A 19,911-nucleotide genomic window follows, 5' to 3' on the forward strand; every position below is an offset into this window, starting at 1 on the left:
TATAGATATAACTCTGTCACCACGACTATGTTGTGTTAATCCTATTTTATAAGCCAGGAAACCGATATAGCTCTCAATAATATTATTGATTTTTTAATAAACCCCTTCAATAAATTAAAACCTTGAAATTAATTCAAGTAGAAAAAACAGATTTTTAATTATAATAATCCCGAAAAATATTCGGGATTATTATGAAAGTTTTAAAAACTAATCTTTAATGCTTACAAGCTCATAGACACAAGGAATCACTACAAGATTCAAAACGGTTGCAGAAAGCAATCCACCAAGTATGACCACGGCCATCGGACTCTGGATTTCACTTCCCGGCTCCCCTCCTTTTAAGGCTAGCGGAATAAGTGCAAGGCCCGTTGTAAATGCCGTCATCAGGATAGGATTTAGTCTGTCGAGCGCTCCGGATTTGATGAGTTCATAACCTTTAAGTCCCTCTTTCCGAAGATCTTCATATCTCGATACCAGTAAAATTCCGTTTCGCGTAGCGATCCCAAACAAACTGATAAATCCTATTGTGGTAGCAATGCTAACAATCCCGGAAGTAAAGTACACGATTAGGATACCACCTATCAGCGCGAGTGGCAGGTTGATGAGTACGACAAAAGCTAGTTTCACATTATTAAATTCAAAATACAATAATAGGAAAATCACGAAGATCGCAATAATGGCAGAGATCAAAAGCATTTGTGAGGCTCTCGACTCGCTTTCAAACTGCCCGCCATATTGTATCCGGTAACCTTCAGGGATAGTAACAGAAGAATTCACGGTTTCACGAATTTCTTCCACCGCACTCCTTAGATCGCGTCCTTGAACATTGGCAGCAACAACAATCTTACGTTGTACATCTTCCCGGCTTATAGTATTAGGGCTACTTACAGAGGACACATTCGCCAACTGTTCAAGTGGAACTTGTGAACCATTTGGCAAACCTATCAAAGCGGTTTTGATCTTCTCAATGCTGTTTCTCACATCCTCCTTATATCGAACCACAAGATCAAAATACTTCTGACCTTCATAAATCTCACCTACCGCGTGGCCTGCAAAGGCCACATCAACCTGTTCCATTAACTGACCAACGCTCATTCCGTAGGCTGAAAGAATCTGGCGTTTTGGTGAAATCTTGATCTGCGGTACTTCAATCTGCTGATCAACAGCTACATCAACGAGTCCTTCGATTGGAGTAATATTCTGTTCCACACTTTTACCAATTTCATATAGTTGCTGAAGATCGGGTCCAAATATCTTAATTGCGATATTGGCCCTGGTTCCCGAGAGCATATGGTCAATACGGTGGGCAATGGGCTGCCCCAACGTTATATTAACTCCTGGAACTATACTTAGCTTTTCCCGTACATCTTCAAAAAATTCCTCTTTGGATTTATCTTCCAGAGAAAACGGTACATCTATCTCAGCGGCATTTACTCCCTGTGCATGCTCGTCCAATTCTGCCCTTCCTGTCCTTCTGGTTACCACCTCTACTTCGGGCATTTCAAGTAATAATTGCTCTACCTGCTTCCCTGTCTTATTGCTTTCTTCAAGCGACATAGCGGGAGGACCTACCACACTTATCACCATCGACCCCTCGTTGAATTCGGGAAGAAAACTTCTGCCTAATTGGGTAAATAAGGCGATGCTTAGAAAAAAGGCAACTACTGTTACCAGAATCACTGTTTTAGGAATTTTAAGAGCACGATTTAATGTGGCAGCATATCGTCGCTCCAACCATTTTTCTACCTTGGTTCCTTCAGCCTGCTTTTTTAACATTTTCTCCTTTTTCAAAAGATAGGTACATAATACCGGGGTAACCGTAACAGCTACAAACAATGAGGTTAATACGGAAGTTATAAAAGCAATCCCGAGAGGTTTTAGTAGACGACCTTCCATCCCTCCAAGAAAAAAAAGCGGTATAAAAGAGACGATTATAATAAGGGTTGCTATAATGATAGAACTTCTAATTTCAACCGAAGCTTCCCGTACCACAGTTATCACTGACTGTCTTTCAGCTTTAGGTTTTCGAATATTCTCGCGCAGTCGCTTATAAACGTTTTCCACATCAATGATGGCATCATCCACCAGGGCTCCGATTGCAATAGCCATTCCACCTAAACTCATTGTATTGATCGTGTAACCCAGCATATTCAGGACGATAATCGATACTAATAATGAGATTGGGATTGCCAGAAGTGAGATTAGAGTGGTACGCCAATTCATCAGAAAAATGAATAATACAATAGCCACAAAAAAAGCTCCTTCAAGCAGGGTCATATTCAGGTTACTGATCGAGGCGTCAATAAAATCTGCCTGGCGGAAGATTTGACTCTTTATTTCCACGCTTTCCGGAAGACTTGTTTCCATTTCGGCAATGGCTACATCCAATCTTTCAGTTAGTTCCAGGGTATTTACATCGGGTTGCTTGGAAATGGTAAGAATAACTGCCGGCTTCGCGTTCAGGGAGGCATCTCCAATCTTATCTGCAGCTCCTATTTTTACTTCCGCTACATCCTTTATCTTAATGCTCTGTCCGTTCACTTGTTTTACTACGGCTTCCTCCAAGTCTTCTATCGAGTAAGCCCTACCATCTCCGTTAATGATATATTGATTCCCATACTGGTTAAGAAAACCGCCAGGAGCATTGATATTTGCCTCTTTAACCTTCTCAGTTAATTCCTCCAGGCTTACATCATAATATTTCATTTTTTCGGGATCAGCCAAAACCTGGTATTGCTTATAATCTCCGCCGATTACCACCACATTGGCAATCCCTCCGATGGCTTTGATCCGGGGACGAATTTGCCAATCAGATAAGGTTCTCAACTCCATTGGGCTTAGACTGTCTGAGGTTATTCCCAATAACATTACTTCTCCCATAATGGAGGAGATAGGTGCCATGGTAGGAGCTCCTATTCCGGAGGGAAGGTTTTCACGAACCATCGGAATACGCTCACTCACGATCTGTCGTGCCTTATATATATCGGTACCCCAGTCGAATTCAACCCACACAATTGAAATTCCTGCGGCTGAAGAAGAACGAATCCTTCTTACATTTGGCGAACCGTTCATAGCAGTTTCAAGCTGGTAGGTCACCAGTTTCTCTACCTCCTCGCTCTCCATTCCGTGAGCTTCTGTTAATATAGTCACTGTAGGTGCGGTTAGGTCGGGGAATACATCAACGTTCATATTACGTGCAAGGTAAAACCCAGTAACGCTTAGCACTACTGCTGCCAGAAGAACTAAAATCCGATTTTGAAGCGAAATTGACAATATTTTATTTAACATCTAATAGAATTTAGTGTTGGTGACCATGCCCTGGTGTTTGTTCCGACATCGAAGCCATCTTCACCTGGTAGTTACCTGTAGTTACTACAATTTCTCCAGCCTCAAGGCCGCTAAGCACCTGTACATTTTTTCCGTTTCGTTTCCCAATCTTTACCGTTCTTTTTTCGAAACTTTCTCCACCAGTTTGTACGATCACAGAAAAATTACCGTAATCTTCAAGTAGTGCGGCTTCTGGCACCACAATTCCAGTTTCAGCTTTCCCAAGAGCGATCTGCACTTCGGTAAAACTACCTTCAGGCATTTCAACCACTTGGTTTACATTGATATATACAGGAATCATTGGTTTATGGTCTTCCACTTCCTTGCCTACGGAAACAATAGACCCATCTTCAATTTCATTCCAACTTTCTTGGTCCCCTTTATACCAGATATTAGCGATGGATTCCTTGCTCGGGTTATGAGATGCACTTAATTGTGTTTTCAGTAGCTTTGATCTATCCGTTCCTATAGTGATAAGATTCGCTCCCTGTTCAACATAATCCCCATTAGAGGTGTTGATGGATTTAATAAAGCCTTCAAAAGGGGCACGGATCTGCTTACCGCCTGCTCCGTAATTAGAAGCAAGTGCCCGGTAATTTGATTCAGCTACACGAAAGTCACTTTCTACCTTTTCAAATTCTGACTTTGGAACGATCTTATCCTTATAGAGTTCCTTCTTTCGTTCGTACTCAGCTTTCGCCTGCTCGTACCTGGCTTTAGCCTGCGTGATCTCCGCCTGAATATTATTGGAAGAAAGTCCTTCACTGCTTAAATTCATCAGCAATTGACCTTTTTTTACTTCACTACCTTCCGTTAAATTTTCTGAAACGAAATTCACCATTCCGTTGGCTCCTGCGGCAAGGGTTTTGTAGGTTCCCGGTGCCGCCTGCCAGACTCCCGAAGTATGAACGATGTTATAGACTTCACCTTTAGTCACAGGTTCGGTTTGAAAATCGATCTGCCAGGCCTGCTCCTTCAAAAAACTGATATCGCCATCTTTAGCTTCCACTACATTTTCTGAAGCTTCCGCAGCCGAGCCATACACTTGCACGTCTTCAATCACAATTCTGTCCGAATACTTAGGAGTTTTGAGGTCAAAAACTAGGTCGTATGTACCCGACTCCTTCGGTTGTAAGGCGGGAGAAAAAATTCCGGGCGAAGAAGGTGCTTCCACTGTATGGCGGATTCCGCTTTTTCCTTTAATGAGACTCACCGTAACCGATCCATTTCTAACTGGCTGGTGCTCATCCAGAATAGTGAAATGAGCAGCAAATTCGCTAGTTTCACCTTCCACTAAAGCTGGAAACTCTACAAAAAGTTCTGTCTGGTTTGACCAGATGGTCTTGCTTATTACCGGAACTCCCGAGTCAAGGTGGTTTCCTTCTGCATCGTGCGGGTGATCTTCCTCTGCATTATTTGCGCAGGAAAAAAGCAAAACCGAGATGCATACTATAAAAATATATCTCATATCTGATTTCAAATTTTAGTGAGCTTCGTGCTCAGTGCCGTCATCATGTGTATGTTGATCCGATTCCTTTTGGATATCAAGTGAATCCTCACCAACCTTAAACTCTTCCTGTTCCATATGATCTTCGTTTATATGACTGCCGTCTTGATTATGCGGATGTCCATGCTCTTCTTCCTCATGAGCGTGAGCATCTGCGCCTTCTTTATGTTCGTGTCCGTGGTCTTCATTAGCCGTATCGCGACAAGCCGAAAAACCAAATACTATTATTGATGCGATAAATAAATTCTTGAAATTCATAATATTTAAATTTAGATTATAATTGATGTTTTAAAAGTTCTGCTTTTAGCTGAAGAAGTTCTTTTTCCATCTCCAGCATATTGTTATAGGCCTGCCGGTAAAATTCAACTTCCCGGTAATAATCCATAAATGAGAATTCACCCAGCTCGTAGGCTTTAAACAAAAGTTCTTCGGAATTCAGTTCCCTAAAGGTCTCCCGGTATTCCTCGTATTTTCTCTTTAACAACTGATATTGCTGATAGTTTTCCTGAAACCTGGTATAAAGCTCGGCAGTTTCAGCCCCCGTTTTAGCCTGGGCAAATTCCAAATTAGCTTTGGCCGCTTTCACCTTATTCTTACTATTCCAAAGCGGGATTGAAAGACCGCCTAAAAAGCCGGAATAATTACTGGAATTCACTCCCTGATAATTATAACCAATGCTTAGGTCCGGAAGGATCTTACTTTTTTCCAGTTTCACCTGCTGCAGGGCAAGATTCTCTCGAGCTTTGAATTGCTGAATTTCGGCATCATGCGAAAGTTTCTCTTCCCACAGAATTTGCATTTCGGCCAGTTCAGAATCTACGAAAAATTGGCCCTGATCTGCCTCAATTACATTTCCACCGTTCAATTTCTGAAGTTCCAGCAATGTGTTGCTGATCCTGATGTTGATCCGGTCCAACTCGAACTGCTCCTGTAACCAGGCCACTTTGGCTTTATGCAATTCCAGGATGCCGATTTGTTCTTCATCGAATAAACGCTGTATCTGATCATATACCTGTTTGGCCTGCTCTACTCTTTTTTTTTCTAGTTTCTTTCGTTTCTGTAAAATTTGTAATTCCAGAAGCTGTTTCTTGGCATTCAGTAATACTTTCTGACGTACCATTTCATACTCCAGTTCTAACAATTCTTTCTGCTTTTCTATTCGTTTACTTCGGGCTCCGTAAACCGTGGGAAATTCAAATCGCTGAGAGATCTGATATTCATAATAATCATCGGTCTGGTGCTCTCCGAAAGGAAGATAGAAGGCAGATACCTGTGGATCTTGAAGGTTATTCTCGGTTTTATTACCTAGATTCTGACTAGCTATATAGGATTGATAAGCCTTAAGCTCTCTGTTATTCTGGCTTATCTGCTGCAAAATATCATTTATCCCTGTAGCTTGAGCAAATGAACCTATAGAGATAAGTATCCCGCATAAAGCAGAAACTATATATCTGTACATAGTTTTTGATTTTAGTTTAATCTATTTAATAAAGGTAGGCCCGCTAATTCTTAGCAGCCTGGCTAGATATAATTAAACTAATTCTGGAGGTCCCCGAAGTGACTGTAAGAATAAATATGAGTTAAAATATTCATTGGGAGGCTGATAAATTCCAGATTTTTTTGAATCCTTATCTGCTAAAACCAAATTCTCCAAATAGAATTTATTTAAAAAGTTCTTTTTGGTTTCTTTGTTTTCAACTCTGAAATCTTCGGTAGATTCCTTTATAACAGGAATTTCATTGGAAGTACCCGTATGAGAATGAATGGCCAGCAGATAAGACAAGAATCCATTCTGTTTATCTTCCTGCTTCCTTTCGTGGTGATGATCTTCACCGGAATGTTGATGTGCAATTTTTTTGCTTTCCTTTTGATGCTCATGATGCGCATGAGGTATGATCTGATGAAACGACATCAGAATAAAGATCCCTAGAAGGAAAAAAGCTTTTATTTGAGATTTAACTCGCACCTTTCAAAGGTAAAAATAAATACCTAGTTTTTTAACTATTTAAACAATATATGATATCCTAAAAATGATATTAAAAAATTTAAGTGAAAATAAATAAGCCGACTCGTTAAAGTCGGCTTATCCCTTTGTGCGGGCGAGAGGACTCGAACCTCTATCTAGTATTTGAAAAATCACCAGCTGCAAGTTGAATACGATGGATTAGAAATAAAAATTTTGTAGGTTCATCGCAAAAGATATTGCCGAAGTAGTACAATTTTTCAATAAATGATTTTTCTTTGACAACCTATATTAGAAAAACCTCATTATATTTTTTAGTAATTATTCGAGAAATGTAGCAAAAATCACTATATTTCTCGAAATTTTACTAAAGGTGAGTTTAAGCGAATTTATAAAAGAGCGATTATCCTATGAGGAATATGCTTTTACGTGGAATGAACTAGTTGAAGGAACGTCTGGTAAATCCGAATCCTTGATACGTAATGATCTTTATTATGCTGTGGGTAATGGTGATGTTGTTTCCCTCCGGCATAAATTCTATTTAATTATTCCGCCTAGATATTCTCATTCCGGCAAACTACCAATTGAGCTATATATCGATAAACTGTTTAGTTTCCTAAATAGGAATTATTATTTAGGATTGTATTCGGCCGCGAGGTATTATGGAGCAAGCCATCAACAAATTCAAAAGGAGTATATACTTCACGATAAAACTCCATTGCTTTCAGTCTCCAAAGGAGCTGTTAAACTCGACTTTTTTACCGTTTCCAACTGGCCAGAAAAAAATATCATAAATCGTAAAGGAGATGCTGGAATATTTAAAATATCCAGTCCAGCATTAACAGCAGTCGATTTACTACACCATCAATCCAAAATTGGTGGGTTGAACAGAACACTTTCCATTTTAGAAGAGTTGTTCGAGGAAGTAGAAGTTTCGGATGTAAATGATCTGCTCTCTTGGTATTCCCAAAGAAGCGTATTGCAACGTTTTGGTTTTTTGCTAAATGAATACAATTCCAATTCTGAACCAGCCGAATTAATTTATAGTCATTTGAAGCTTCAAAAGTTTTATCCTGTTTTATTAAGTCCTAAATCGAATCAAAAAGCAGGTGCCGTCAACAATCGTTGGAAAGTGGATGTTAATATTAAAATGGAAAGTGATTTATGATACCAAGACCAGATATAGCGAAATGGCAGGTGAATGCCCCCTGGAAAGAGTTTATGCAAGTCGAGCAAGATTTGGTGATCAGTAGGACGTTAGTGGAGTTATTTTCCGATGATTTTTTGAGGGAAAATTTAGCTTTTCGTGGAGGAACCGCACTACATAAACTTTACTTAAATCCTGCTCCAAGATATTCGGAAGATATTGACCTGGTGCAAATAAAACCGGGACCAATTAAACCAATTATGAAACGGATAGGTGAAGTCCTTACTTTCTTTGAAGAAGAAAGGCGTACTCAAGTTAAAGGACACGGAGCAAAAGCACTATATCGATTCAATTCAGAATATGAGAATATCAGACTAAGGCTAAAAAACACAACAATTGGGCTTGATCCAAATGTTGTACCTATGTTGTACCAAAATAAAAAAGCCGACTCGTTAAAGTCGGCTTATTCCTTGGTGCGGGCGAGAGGACTCGAACCTCCACACATTGCTGCACTAGATCCTAAGTCTAGCGTGTCTACCAATTCCACCACGCCCGCATTCAATATATTTGCTTGTTGTAAGCGGATGCAAATATACATAAATGTTTTAATTCACAAATAGTCTGGAAATATTTTTTTTACCTTTATCTCAGTTAAAAAATAAAATATGACGGATATTAAAAAATACGTTGAAGAAAATAAAGAACGATTTCTTAACGAACTCATTGAATTACTGAAAATTCCTTCAATAAGCGCTGACTCCAACTACAAAGACGCTATGCTGAAAACGGCAGAAGCTGTGAAGAAAAATTTATTGGCCGCCGGTTGTGATTCTGCCGAAATTTGTAATACTCCAGGCCATCCAGTGGTTTATGGAGAAAGAATAATAAATTTAAACCTTCCTACGGTTTTAGTTTATGGACATTATGATGTACAACCTCCGGATCCTTTAAATCTCTGGAATTCCCCACCGTTCCAGCCTGTTATCAAAAAAACAGAAATTCATCCAGAAGGAGCAATTTTCGCCCGTGGAGCCTGTGATGATAAAGGTCAGATGTTTATGCACGTAAAAGCACTGGAATATATGACCACAAACGACCAGTTGCCTTGCAATGTAAAATTTATGATTGAAGGTGAGGAAGAGGTAGGCAGTGAACACTTGGGCTGGTTCATTGAAAAAAACAAGGAAAAACTGGCCAACGATGTAATCCTTATTTCAGATACCGGGATGATCGGCAAAAATACTCCCTCTATCACTACCGGGCTTCGTGGACTCTCTTATATTGAGGTCGAAGTTACCGGTCCAAACCGAGATTTACATTCGGGGTTATATGGGGGGGCTGTAGCAAATCCAATCAATGTTTTAACTAAAATGATTGCTTCTCTAACCGATGAAAACAATCATATCACAATTCCAGGATTTTATGATAAGGTTGAAGAGTTAAGCAAAGAAGAACGTGCTAAAATGGCCGAAGCACCTTATAGCGAAGAAGCTTATAAGAAAAAAATAGATATAAAAGATGTTTACGGGGAGGCCGGTTACTCAACTTTAGAAAGAGCTTCGATACGCCCTACTTTAGATGTGAATGGAATATGGGGCGGGTATATTGGCGAAGGCGCGAAAACAGTACTGCCGGGAAAGGCTTTTGCCAAAATTTCTATGAGACTCGTCCCAAATCAGGACTGGCAGGAGATCACTCAACTATTCAAAAAATATTTTGAAAGTATAGCTCCTGAGGCGGTAAAAGTTGAAGTAAAGCCTCACCACGGTGGGCAGGCATATGTTACGCCTATAGACAATATTGGGTACAAGGCGGCTAGTAAAGCCTATGAAGAATCTTTTGGAAAAACACCAGTTCCCCAGCGAAGTGGAGGAAGCATCCCTATTGTTACCTTATTTGAAAAAGAGCTAAAAAGTAAAATCATTTTAATGGGCTTCGGTTTTGATACAGATGCCATCCACTCCCCTAACGAACATTTTGGAATTTGGAATTATCTAAAAGGCATAGAAACCATTCCGTGGTTTTATAAATATTTTACAGAAATGAGCCAGGAATAATCTTGGCCAGAAAATTCATTGGTATAAGGAAGACTAGATATAACTCACTATTATTAACCCGCCCATAAATTCAGGCGGGTTTTAAATGTAGCTACTATCTAACCTGGTATTAAAATTAGGGATATAAATTTCTCAATTAATAAAAAGATTTCACAGATAGTTGTCTGGGAAAATATCATTTTTATATTACAGGTTTCCATAAAATCATTTTTCAACAGGTAAATAGAAATTTCGGGAACTTAGTTTTACTATATTTACAAAGTTTGCTTATAAATTCATTTTAATCTCATGGAAAAGAAAATTCTTATTCCTACTAATTTCACAAAACACGCCTGGAGTACTCTGGTGTATGCTTTGAATCTTTATAAGAATATTCCCTGTACTTTTTTTATTCTCAATGCTTATGAAGTTCCCGTTAGAATTTCTCTTAGCAGAAATCACAGTGCAGAAATAGAATCTGCAAGGGCTGAGTCCGAAAAGGGATTGCAGAAAATTCTGCAGGGTTTAAATTTCAGAAAAGAAAACCAGAAACATCAGTTCGAAACAATTTCCCGAAATAAAGATCTTGCCGATGCTATACAGGAAAGTATAGATACACATAACATAGATTTGATCTTAATGGTTTCCCGAGGCGAAAATGTTTCGATAAACTCTGCCTTTGAGAATGAAATTTCAGAGGTAACAGAGAAGGTAGAAGACTGTCCTTTTTTAATTCTTCCGGAGCAAATGCAGGAACTTCCGGAGTCCAATAGAGAAATTGTTTTCCCCACAAATTTTAAATTTCCTTTTAAAAACAAAGAAATAGCTGCACTGATAGATATGGCCGTTAATCTAAATGCCAGTATCAGGATTCTGTATATTGATAGCGATGGCCGGCCTCTGTCCAAAGAACAGGAAACCAATAAAGAAACGCTAAAAACCTATTTTGCCGAGGTGAATTTTAGTTTCCATAAACTCACCCAAACCACCGTAACCACCGGAATACATCTGTTTATTGAAAGCCGGGAAAGTAATTTCCTGGCACTTTACAAACGAAAACAGGGGTTTTTCAGTAAGCTTTTCTCCCAGCGATTTAAAGAGGATATTGATTTTAATCCCAAGGTTCCGGTGCTCATTTTAAAAGAATTGGATTAGAATTATAAGTTTGTAGGGAGATGTTGATAATTTATCCGATGCTGAAAGCATCCTTTAGAAACAAAATAAATTATTAAATCTAAGGTGTAAAACTAATTAAAATGAGAAAGTAAGATGAAAACCCTTTCTAAAGAGCAGGAAGAAGGTATAATCCACCACCTAAAAGCGCGTTTTGAAGACTACGGACATCATTATAAACAATTGGAATGGGCCGGAATTGAAAAAAAATTAAAGGGAAACCCAAAAACACTTTGGTCTTTACATCTTATGGAAGAGACCGGGGGAGCACCGAGTATTCTTGATTACAATTCCAAAAAAGAAGAATATACCTTTTGTGATTTTTCAAAAGAAAGCCCCAATGGTAGAAGAAGCCTGTGTTACGATAGAGATGCACTGGAATCCAGGAAAAAATTCAAACCTAAAAGTAGTGCCCTGGATATAGCTACTGAAATGGGCATTGAGCTGTTAACCGAAGACCTATATCGGCAACTCCAGGAGTTTGGAAGTTTTGATACCAAAACCTCAAGTTGGTTAAAAACTCCCTCTGATATAAGAGAGTTGGGCGGGGCCATTTTCGGAGATTTTAGATATGGAAAAGTCTTTATTTACCATAACGGAGCTGAATCATATTATGGGGCCAGAGGTTTCAGGGGATATTTAAAGGTGTAAAACTCCCATGAAATGACTTTAAGGTAACTACCTAAAGATACCGGCGAAAAGAATATAATAAGGAATATTTCCAATATTTAGTATTTTTTCCTTTTAAACTTTCAGAAATAATTATAATTTGGCCGCATGAAAGATGTGAAATTTGCCATAACCGATATTGAAACCACAGGCGGCGGGATCAAGGGGAATAAAATCACCGAAATTTGTGTTCTGGTCGTACAAAACGCAAAAGTTATAGCCCAATATAGCTCTTTAGTGAATCCAGGCACGGAAATCCCGTTATACATTGAAACCCTTACCAACATCAATGATAAAATGGTTGCCAATGCGCCAAAATTTTCTGAGATCGCTTCAGAAATTGATAAAATTACCAAGGATTGCGTGTTCGTGGCCCACAATGTGAATTTTGATTATAATATTATTAAAGCTGAGTTTAGCTATCTGGATCTTGTCTTCCAAAGAAAGCGCCTGTGTACTGTTAGACTAGCTAAAAAACTTATCCCGGGACTTTTTTCTTATAGCCTTGGCAACATTTGTACCTCAATAAATATTCCTCACACCGATAGACACAGGGCTTTCGGGGATTGCGAGGCTACAGTTACGCTCTTTCAACGTTGCCTTGATTTGGATCCCGACTACGAAGTCTTCAACAATCTTCTAAACCAAAGAACTGCGGCCTCCTACCTTCCCCCGAATTTTAAAAATTCGGATCTTGACAAATTACCCGCCTCGACCGGAGTTTATTTCTTCAAGGATAAGAACGGTGTTCCTCTTTATATTGGCAAGGCCAAGAATATTAAGAGCCGGGTAAAATCTCATTTTCAGGAAAAATCAAACCGGAAATATAAATTGATGCAAGCTACTTTTAGTATAGATTATGAGCTTACCGGGAGTGAATTGCTAGCCCTTTTGCGAGAATCAGCGCTAATATTAAAATATTTTCCCGAATTTAACAAGGCGCAAAAAAAAGTTAGTCGGCCCTATACTCTCACCTCCTATCACAATCAAAAAGGTATCGAGCAGTTTGTGATTCATAAAAACAAGGTGTCACCTGTAAGCTGGATGAAATTTTATACCCGCGAAGAAGCGATAAAATTTTTAGAATTTATTTGCCAGGAATTTGATCTTTGCCCAAGGTATTGTGGTTTACAAACCGGCGTTTCCCATTGCAATCATTATAAGGTTACCAGCTGCAGCGGAATGTGTAAGGATGAAATCCATAAAGACCAGTATAACCATCGGGTGTCCAAGGCTATAGATTATATAAACCAGTATGAAAACTCCTGTCTGCTTGTGGAAAAAGGAAGAACGAAAGTGGAAAAATCATTTATTTACCTTAAAAAAGGTCGTTATGCGGGTTATGGTTTTATAGAAGAGTCGGAGGATATTAAGGGCTTAGAACAATTTGAGGACTATTTAATTCCACAGACAAATTCAAGTTATGCGGATAGGATTATAAATAGGTACTTTAATACTAACAAGAACATTACCCGTTTAAACCTAAACACCAGTGAAGAAGTTCCGGACAGACAGCCGGAAGAATGGTTCGGTTAATAGCTTGGGAATCGCAGAATATATTTATATATTTATAAGACTTTAAGGGTCATCCCTGGAAAAAAAAACGGCCTCAAAGAAGCCGTTTTTTAGTTTATCCAAATTTAGTTTCTATTGCACAGGCTGGAAGGTAAATCGCTGTCCTCCAACGGAAACACCTGCCATAGCACCGGCTTTAGGCATTGTAACTATAGCAACCCCCTCTTCAAAATTAATTGAACTGGAGACTCCTTCTTCCAGTACTACTGCTGAGGCATTTGCGGAAAGTTCATAATCATTTTCTTTAAATTCTTCCAGATCTGCCTCTGTTTCAAAAAATAGAACTTCTACAAAAGCTTTCCCCCCAGCTTGGAGTCCAACATCTAATTGTTTGAGATCTGAATAACCTATAACAGCATCGTTTTTATAAACAACCCCATCTCCGGAAGCAGCTCCTATAATATACGCTCCTTTTCCAACATTGGGAAAAATTGCATATCCTGCGGAATTCTCGAAAAATTCAGCGGCATTTGGGTAGGTTTGCTTCATTTCTTCTCTTGCCTCCCTGGCATCTTTTACAAGATCATCTTCAGTGTTCTGCATACTTCCACAACTTGACATTATCAACATAGTTAATACAAATAATGGTTTGTAAAAGTGATTTGTTAGTAATTTCATCTTTATTTTATTTTTTTGGTTCTTTTTCAAATTAAGTTTTATTCCAGACAATCGGTGTTAATCGATTGTTATTTCACTTTATCTTAGCGTTTTAGTTAAATGTTAAATCTTTAAACATGTTTCCTTAAAATATAATCAGCTCATAGAGATACGTGCGATCCGGACCTGAACCCCGATAGCCAGTATCCACAAATTAAAATTTGACTTATGACCAGACTCATAAAATAGCGGAAGGACAAGGCTGATATTTGTAAAGAAATATTGTTCAACTTAAAGCTAATATTATGAATACTGAAACTGTTAAAACCGTAGCCGATTATGTAACAGAAAACATTAAAAACGCACACTTGTTTAAAAAACATGGAATCGATTTTTGCTGTGGCGGCGGCGTTAGTCTGGCCCAGGCAGCGGAAAAAGCCAATGTGAGCCTTGAGATACTAGAAAAGGAATTACAACAAACCGAGATGGTAAGCAGCCCGGGTTACGATTACAAAAACTGGAAGCTGGATTTTCTAACTGATCATATCATAAATGTGCATCATCATTACGTGGAAGAAAATATTCCGCTGCTTATTCAGTATTCAGCCCGAGTGGCCAAAGTTCACGGACGCCAAAGACCCGAACTCATAAAAATCCAGCAGTTATTTACCAAGGTAGCCCAGGAATTAAGCGCTCACCTAAGAAAAGAGGAACTTATACTATTCCCCTTTATAAAAAAATTAGTAAAAGCCCAGGAAGAAGCAACGCCAGTTGCACAACCACAATTCGGGAAAATTGATAACCCCATAAAAATGATGGAAACCGAACACGATGAAGCTGGAGCCATTTTTAAAGAAATTGCTGATTTAAGCGATAATTACACCTGTCCTGAGTGGGCCTGCAATACCTATAAGGCATTGTATTCCAAACTTGAAGAGTTTGAAAACGATCTTCACCACCATGTACATCTGGAAAACAATATACTTTTTCCAAAGGCAATCCAACTTGAACGCAGCTTAACCAACTAAAAGTTCCACTGGAAGTGCCCCCAACACCGATATGAAATTTAACTATTTATTTTAGTAAGTTGTTTTAATTGTGTTGAAGATACCCCGTCACAGGAATGTCACGGGGTTAACACCTTCTTAGCTGTGATTTTATTATGATAATCCTGCACTGCTAAAGGTTTATGTAAATCTCTGTAGGCTTTTAAGACATAGATCATTTCAACTGGTTTGCGAAGAGTTCAGTGTTTTCTTTTTAAGCTAATTTCTTTTTAGTATCTTTTTCCTTATGCCCCGTTTAAATTTAAAAGCACACCACCACATTGCATTGGCTTATTTCTTCTTGGCTGCGCTGCTGGGAATATTATTACGATTGTTTTATATAATCCCGGTTGCCGGAAATTACAGGTATATTCTCCACGCCCACTCCCATACTGCTTTATTAGGTTGGGTTTATCTGGCTTTAACCGGAATCATTTATCGTTTGTTTTTTCACAGAACAATACTTTTAAAAAAATACTGCTACCTATTCCTGGCTACCAATATCAGTTTATTAGGGATGTTGTTTAGTTTTCCTTTTCAGGGTTATGCTATGATTTCTATTATCTTTTCCACGCTTTTTCTTTTTTGCTCCTATTTTTATACCGCTTTTGTGTTTAAAAATGTTCCTGAAATCTTCCGTAAAACCCAAAGTTTTAAACTAATAAAGGCAGCCTTGTGGTATATGGTTTTTTCCAGTATTGGCCCCTGGGCTTTAGGAGTTATTATGAGTACGCTGGGAAAAACATCCCTTTGGTATAAACTCTCTGTATATTTTTATCTTCACTTTCAATATAATGCATGGTTTTTACTGGCCATACTGGGTATTCTATTCTTTCTCTTTCAAAAATTAGAATTAGATTTTGAAGCAAGTAAATTCAAGCGCTTTTTCTTCCTGCTGAATTCAGGTGTGATCTTAAGCTTTTTTCTTTCCACCTACTGGACAAAGCCTCCATTAATATTTTACTTTCTTGGCGGTCTCGGAGCAATACTGGTATTACTTGCTTTCTTACAACTTTTCGCATTTCTACTTCAAAATAAGAAACTTCTGAAATCCGGATTAAGATCAATGGAATATCGGATTTTAAAGATTTCAGGCCTGTTACTGGCTGGCAAAATTTTAATGCAAAGTCTAACGGCAATCCCATACTTTGCTGATCTGGCTTTTCATAACCTGGATTTTGTTATTGGATACTTGCACTGGGTCTTTCTTGGTTTTGTGTCCCTGGCATTATTCGCTTTTTTAAACTGGTTAAAAATAATCCAAGTTCCCAGGAATGCATTTTACTTTTACCTGGCCGGATTTATAATTTCTGAAAGCCTTATTTTTTATAAAGGCCTGGTGCTGTGGTTAGGACTTCCATTTATCAGCAATTATTTCCTCATACTGGTGTTGGTAAGTGCGTTTATTCCTGTTGCTGTGGGATGGATTTTATGCGCTAATCTTTCAAAAAAATAATTGGTGTATTCCCAGGCCTCCGAAATATGACCATCCTCATTGATAGTCATTTAGTTTTTCACCAAGTTTGTTTTGATTAAACAAGAGAGAAATGATAGCGGAAAGTATTTTACTGGAGTTTGGAGCTTCAAAAGAAACTTACCATAAAGCTGACCAGCTTTTTAGTGAAGGAGAAATTGCACTTAATTTTTTTCAGATTATATCTGGGGAAATCAAGATGAATAATTACAATGCCGATGGTAAGGAATTTATCCAGGGAATATTTGTAGACGGCCAGAGTTTCGGGGAACCGCCCCTACTGGCCGATGTAAAATACCCGGCCAATGCTGAGGCCATAAAAACTTCAGAGGTTTTAAAACTGCCCAAGCTCAACTTCCTGGAGCTGCTTACCCAACATCCCAAGACCCACCTGAAACTTACCCGTACCCTGGCCAAAAGGCTTTTTTACAAAGCCATTATGGTTTCTGAAATTTCCAGCCAGGACCCCGAACATAGAATTATCAGGATCCTTGATTATCTCAAACGCTACGTGCATCATATTGAAGGCCCCTTTAATTTTAAAGTTAACTTAACCCGCCAGCAAATCGCCGATTTAACCGGACTGCGTGTAGAAACCGTAATCAGGGCTATGAAAGGTCTGGAAAAAAAAGGTGAACTAAAAATTAAAAGTGGAAAAGTCTATCGCTAATTCGGTTTAAAAATCTTTTTTCCCCGCCAGTCTTAGCATTCCCCAAACCGGAATGAACACCCAGGCTAACAAAACAATAAAACTTATTAGGCTTCCTTTAGTTGTACCGAAGAATTCTTTAAATACCGCACCAGTATATCCGAGCAAGGCCGAAATATCCAACTTCAATAAAATCAAAGTACGACTTAGATCTATGGGATTGAGCACGCTGGCAACCAAAGCAAAATCTTCTAAAGGATATTCCTGAAAATACATTAAAAGCAGTAGGAATAAGCCGTCGTATATAATGGCCAGGAATAGCCACATTACAATGGCCATACCAAAACCCTTAATCTTATTTTCAAATTTTAGGGCAATTCCGAAAGAAAGTGCAGTAAAAATAAAGGTCAAAAAAGCACCTACTACCAATAAAGAAAAGAAATCCCAGATGGCGGAAGATTCAAAAAGTCCATAAATAATAAAAGGAATTCCCAGTCCCAGCACCAGGCTCAATGCAAGTGAAATAGCCACCCCTAAATACTGACCTAAAAAAATATGCCTTCGGGCAATAGGCTGGGCCAAAAGCAATTCGGTAAACTCCCGGGAATTATAGAAATACATTATACCAAAAATGGTCCCAATAAGGGGGACCAAAACAATAACGACATTCATCAATGTAATAATGGCATTGGAAAGGTCATTATTCAAAAACAATAAAACTAACCCCAGTAAGAGGTAAAAAAAGAAATAAACGAAACTCCAGCGACTTCTGAAAAGATCAAAAAAACTGTATTTTAGAATTTTATACATGGGTGGGTGAGGTTAAGATTTGGGCTATAGCGTGTTCAAGGTCATCCTGCCTGGTTGCAGCTTTTAGTTCACTTACGCTACCATTAAAATAAATTACACCTTCCAAAATAAATAAAATCCGATCGGCAGTTTCTTCCACAAAATTCATAATATGGGAGGTGATAATTATAGTCTTCCCCGCTGCCTTTTCTCTTCCCAGGAGTTCCCTGAGTTTGATCAAAGAAGCAGGATCCAGACCTGAGGTAGGCTCATCTAAAATAATAAGCGGACTGTCAAACATAAAACAAAGCACGATATTCACCTTTTGACGGGTACCACCCGAGAGCTGGCTTAATTTTTTATCCAAGAAGCTTTGAATGCCGAAAAAAGCAATCAATTCTTCGTCCCGTGCAGGTTTTCCTCTTAAGTCTTTAATCATTCCAATTAGTTCTTTTACCTTAAGGTTTCCGGGGAAATTAGCGATCTGGGGGAGGTAATCAATTTCTTTACGATAATCACTTTGACCTCGAATTTCCTTTCCATTTACAGCTATTCCCCCTTTTTGGGGAATAACCATACCTAATAAACTTTTTATAAGCGTAGTTTTTCCTGAACCGTTTGGCCCCAGTACCGCTATTATACCCGGGATATTTGTTTCCAGGTTTAGGCCGTTTAACACCTGTTGCGAGCCAAAACGTTTATAAAGATTCGTTACCGTTACCATTGTATTTTTTTTATAAAAGGTTGACTATCCAGGACATCGGCCGGGGTAAATATGGGAGAAACTTTTTCTGAAAATTCAATTAGATCAATAAACAAACTTCTAAGCATTACGATACTCTCTGGGGTTTTGTTTACTAAATAAGAAAACAAGCTCACCGGACGATATGGTATATCGCCAAAACTGTCCTTATCCAGATCATAGCCAGAATAATTACTCCAAAAATTTCCGTTGAAGCTATTTTCGTTACTGTGGCCGTGATAGGTGAGGTCAAATGAATTATATAAAAAGTTATTTCGCTTAAAGACATTCCTATAACATCCACCTCTAATTTTTACCGCATAGCCGTTACTCTTAAAATTGTTTTCGATGTAATTAATACGGCTGGTATTATCGGCGCTAATCCCTACGGTATTTTCTTCAAAAGTATTTTGTATTAATTCTGAATCAGTAATTTCTTTTAACAACAACCCATAAGAAGCACTCCCCCAGTTATTTTTAAAGGTATTGCGATACATTTTTATATTTTTAGAATACATCACCGCTACTCCGGCACCATTGTTTTCAAAAAGATTCCCGGAATAAATATTTCCATCAGAAAACATAAAATGAAGCCCGTATCTTAAATTGTTTTTACAAACATTATTTTTGATCTCAGCATTATCGCTAAACTCCAGGTAAATTCCGTCACGAACACCCTCCACCTGGTTATCCTCAATATGCATTTCTGAAGTTTTCCAAAGATGAATCGCGTTCCCGGAATGTGCCTGGCTTTTAGCATTGCCACTGAATTTATTCCCGATAATCCTTCCGTTTTTCGAGCGCTCTATTAATATTCCGAAGAAAATTTTATCAAAACGATTGTTTTTTATTTCAAAATTGGCTGAATTACTGATCAAAATGGCAGCAAAATCACTGGTATGACTCCTTCCAATATTGATGATTTTAAAACCTTCAATTCTAAATGCTTGAGCACTTACAATAATTGCATACCCCTGCATTTGAGCATCAATGACCGGAAAATCTTCCCCGATCAGCACCAGGGATTTATCTTTTATACTGATATTATTCTCCTTGTAAAGACCGGATTTCACTCTAATTGTGTCTCCCATTTCGGCCATTTCAACTGCATCTTTTACCGAACTGATCTCACAACTTTTACATACCGTAATTTCCCCGCCGTAAAAGTTGAATCCGATAAAAATTAGGAATATAAGGAGCAAAGCTTTCATACCTGA

At 38.5% G+C, this 19,911-nt stretch carries 17 protein-coding genes, 1 tRNA gene and 1 pseudogene; 9 read left to right on the plus strand and 10 right to left on the minus strand.

Going from position 1 to position 19,911, the window contains the following annotated elements; translation table 11 throughout:
- Window positions 1-207: 207 nt before the first annotated feature.
- From DET49_RS13925 to DET49_RS13945, 5 genes are all read right to left on the minus strand, one after another.
- On the minus strand, window positions 208-3,288 hold the full coding sequence (locus DET49_RS13925) for an efflux RND transporter permease subunit (protein WP_133548712.1): 3,081 nt from the start codon (window positions 3,286-3,288) through the stop codon (window positions 208-210).
- 10 nt (window positions 3,289-3,298) lie between these two features.
- Window positions 3,299-4,795, minus strand: coding sequence for an efflux RND transporter periplasmic adaptor subunit (locus tag DET49_RS13930; RefSeq protein ID WP_133548714.1), 1,497 nt, complete (start codon window positions 4,793-4,795; stop codon window positions 3,299-3,301).
- Between the two features lie 15 nt (window positions 4,796-4,810).
- Complete coding sequence (locus DET49_RS13935; RefSeq protein ID WP_133548716.1) at window positions 4,811-5,092, minus strand: hypothetical protein; 282 nt, start codon at window positions 5,090-5,092, stop codon at window positions 4,811-4,813.
- A 16-nt stretch (window positions 5,093-5,108) separates the two neighbouring features.
- A complete protein-coding gene (locus tag DET49_RS13940) occupies window positions 5,109-6,293 on the minus strand; it encodes a TolC family protein (RefSeq protein ID WP_133548718.1) in 1,185 nt (394 codons plus the stop codon).
- 72 nt (window positions 6,294-6,365) lie between these two features.
- Window positions 6,366-6,746, minus strand: a complete 381-nt coding sequence (locus DET49_RS13945) for a hypothetical protein (protein WP_243729675.1) — start codon at window positions 6,744-6,746, stop codon at window positions 6,366-6,368.
- A gap of 424 nt (window positions 6,747-7,170) precedes the next feature.
- Between DET49_RS13945 and DET49_RS13950 the strand changes: the two genes are divergently transcribed.
- Together DET49_RS13950 and DET49_RS13955 are read left to right on the plus strand one after the other, a co-directional pair.
- Window positions 7,171-7,965, plus strand: coding sequence for a type IV toxin-antitoxin system AbiEi family antitoxin (locus DET49_RS13950; protein ID WP_133548722.1), 795 nt, complete (start codon window positions 7,171-7,173; stop codon window positions 7,963-7,965).
- Between the two features lie 53 nt (window positions 7,966-8,018).
- A pseudogene (locus DET49_RS13955) lies at window positions 8,019-8,327 on the plus strand (nucleotidyl transferase AbiEii/AbiGii toxin family protein); the annotation flags it as partial.
- A gap of 88 nt (window positions 8,328-8,415) precedes the next feature.
- Here DET49_RS13955 and DET49_RS13960 read toward each other — a convergent pair.
- Window positions 8,416-8,500 (minus strand) — tRNA-Leu (locus tag DET49_RS13960).
- A 109-nt stretch (window positions 8,501-8,609) separates the two neighbouring features.
- Between DET49_RS13960 and DET49_RS13965 the strand changes: the two genes are divergently transcribed.
- The 4 genes from DET49_RS13965 to DET49_RS13980 all read left to right on the plus strand — a co-directional run bounded on the left by DET49_RS13965 (window position 8,610) and on the right by DET49_RS13980 (window position 13,358).
- Complete coding sequence (locus DET49_RS13965) at window positions 8,610-10,001, plus strand: dipeptidase (RefSeq protein ID WP_133548724.1); 1,392 nt, start codon at window positions 8,610-8,612, stop codon at window positions 9,999-10,001.
- Between the two features lie 288 nt (window positions 10,002-10,289).
- The gene (locus tag DET49_RS13970) at window positions 10,290-11,135 is read left to right on the plus strand and encodes a universal stress protein (RefSeq protein ID WP_133548726.1); all 846 of its coding nucleotides are present in this window, start codon (window positions 10,290-10,292) and stop codon (window positions 11,133-11,135) included.
- A gap of 114 nt (window positions 11,136-11,249) precedes the next feature.
- Window positions 11,250-11,804: a DUF4256 domain-containing protein gene (locus DET49_RS13975; RefSeq protein ID WP_133548728.1), complete on the plus strand. Its 555-nt coding sequence runs from the start codon at window positions 11,250-11,252 to the stop codon at window positions 11,802-11,804.
- Between the two features lie 126 nt (window positions 11,805-11,930).
- Window positions 11,931-13,358: an exonuclease domain-containing protein gene (locus tag DET49_RS13980; protein WP_133548729.1), complete on the plus strand. Its 1,428-nt coding sequence runs from the start codon at window positions 11,931-11,933 to the stop codon at window positions 13,356-13,358.
- Window positions 13,359-13,469: 111 nt separating this feature from the next.
- On the opposite strand, the gene DET49_RS13985 is transcribed toward DET49_RS13980, so the two are convergent.
- Window positions 13,470-14,015, minus strand: a complete 546-nt coding sequence (locus DET49_RS13985; protein ID WP_133548731.1) for a lipid-binding SYLF domain-containing protein — start codon at window positions 14,013-14,015, stop codon at window positions 13,470-13,472.
- Window positions 14,016-14,299: 284 nt separating this feature from the next.
- Here DET49_RS13985 and ric point away from each other — a divergent pair, with 284 nt between their 5' ends.
- The 3 genes from ric (at window position 14,300) to DET49_RS14000 (ending at window position 17,184) form a co-directional block, all read left to right on the plus strand.
- The gene (gene ric / locus DET49_RS13990; protein ID WP_133548733.1) at window positions 14,300-15,022 is read left to right on the plus strand and encodes an iron-sulfur cluster repair di-iron protein; all 723 of its coding nucleotides are present in this window, start codon (window positions 14,300-14,302) and stop codon (window positions 15,020-15,022) included.
- Between the two features lie 265 nt (window positions 15,023-15,287).
- Entirely contained in the window at window positions 15,288-16,496 is a 1,209-nt protein-coding gene (locus DET49_RS13995) for a hypothetical protein (RefSeq protein ID WP_133548735.1), read from the plus strand.
- A gap of 91 nt (window positions 16,497-16,587) precedes the next feature.
- Window positions 16,588-17,184: a Crp/Fnr family transcriptional regulator gene (locus DET49_RS14000; protein ID WP_133548737.1), complete on the plus strand. Its 597-nt coding sequence runs from the start codon at window positions 16,588-16,590 to the stop codon at window positions 17,182-17,184.
- 6 nt (window positions 17,185-17,190) lie between these two features.
- Here DET49_RS14000 and DET49_RS14005 read toward each other — a convergent pair whose 3' ends face one another.
- From DET49_RS14005 to nosD, 3 genes are read right to left on the minus strand one after another with little or no spacing between them, the layout of a single operon-like run.
- Window positions 17,191-17,973 (minus strand): ABC transporter permease, encoded by a 783-nt coding sequence (locus tag DET49_RS14005; protein WP_133548739.1) that lies wholly within the window; start codon window positions 17,971-17,973, stop codon window positions 17,191-17,193.
- Window positions 17,966-18,676 (minus strand): ABC transporter ATP-binding protein, encoded by a 711-nt coding sequence (locus tag DET49_RS14010; RefSeq protein WP_133548741.1) that lies wholly within the window; start codon window positions 18,674-18,676, stop codon window positions 17,966-17,968. Before DET49_RS14010 ends, DET49_RS14005 begins: the two co-directional genes overlap by 8 nt.
- Complete coding sequence (gene nosD / locus DET49_RS14015; protein WP_133548743.1) at window positions 18,670-19,905, minus strand: nitrous oxide reductase family maturation protein NosD; 1,236 nt, start codon at window positions 19,903-19,905, stop codon at window positions 18,670-18,672. The genes DET49_RS14010 and nosD overlap by 7 nt, the downstream gene beginning before the upstream one ends.
- Window positions 19,906-19,911: the final 6 nt, after the last annotated feature.

The sequence above is a fragment of the Salegentibacter sp. 24 genome, assembly GCF_004362395.1.
Lineage (GTDB): Bacteria > Bacteroidota > Bacteroidia > Flavobacteriales > Flavobacteriaceae > Salegentibacter.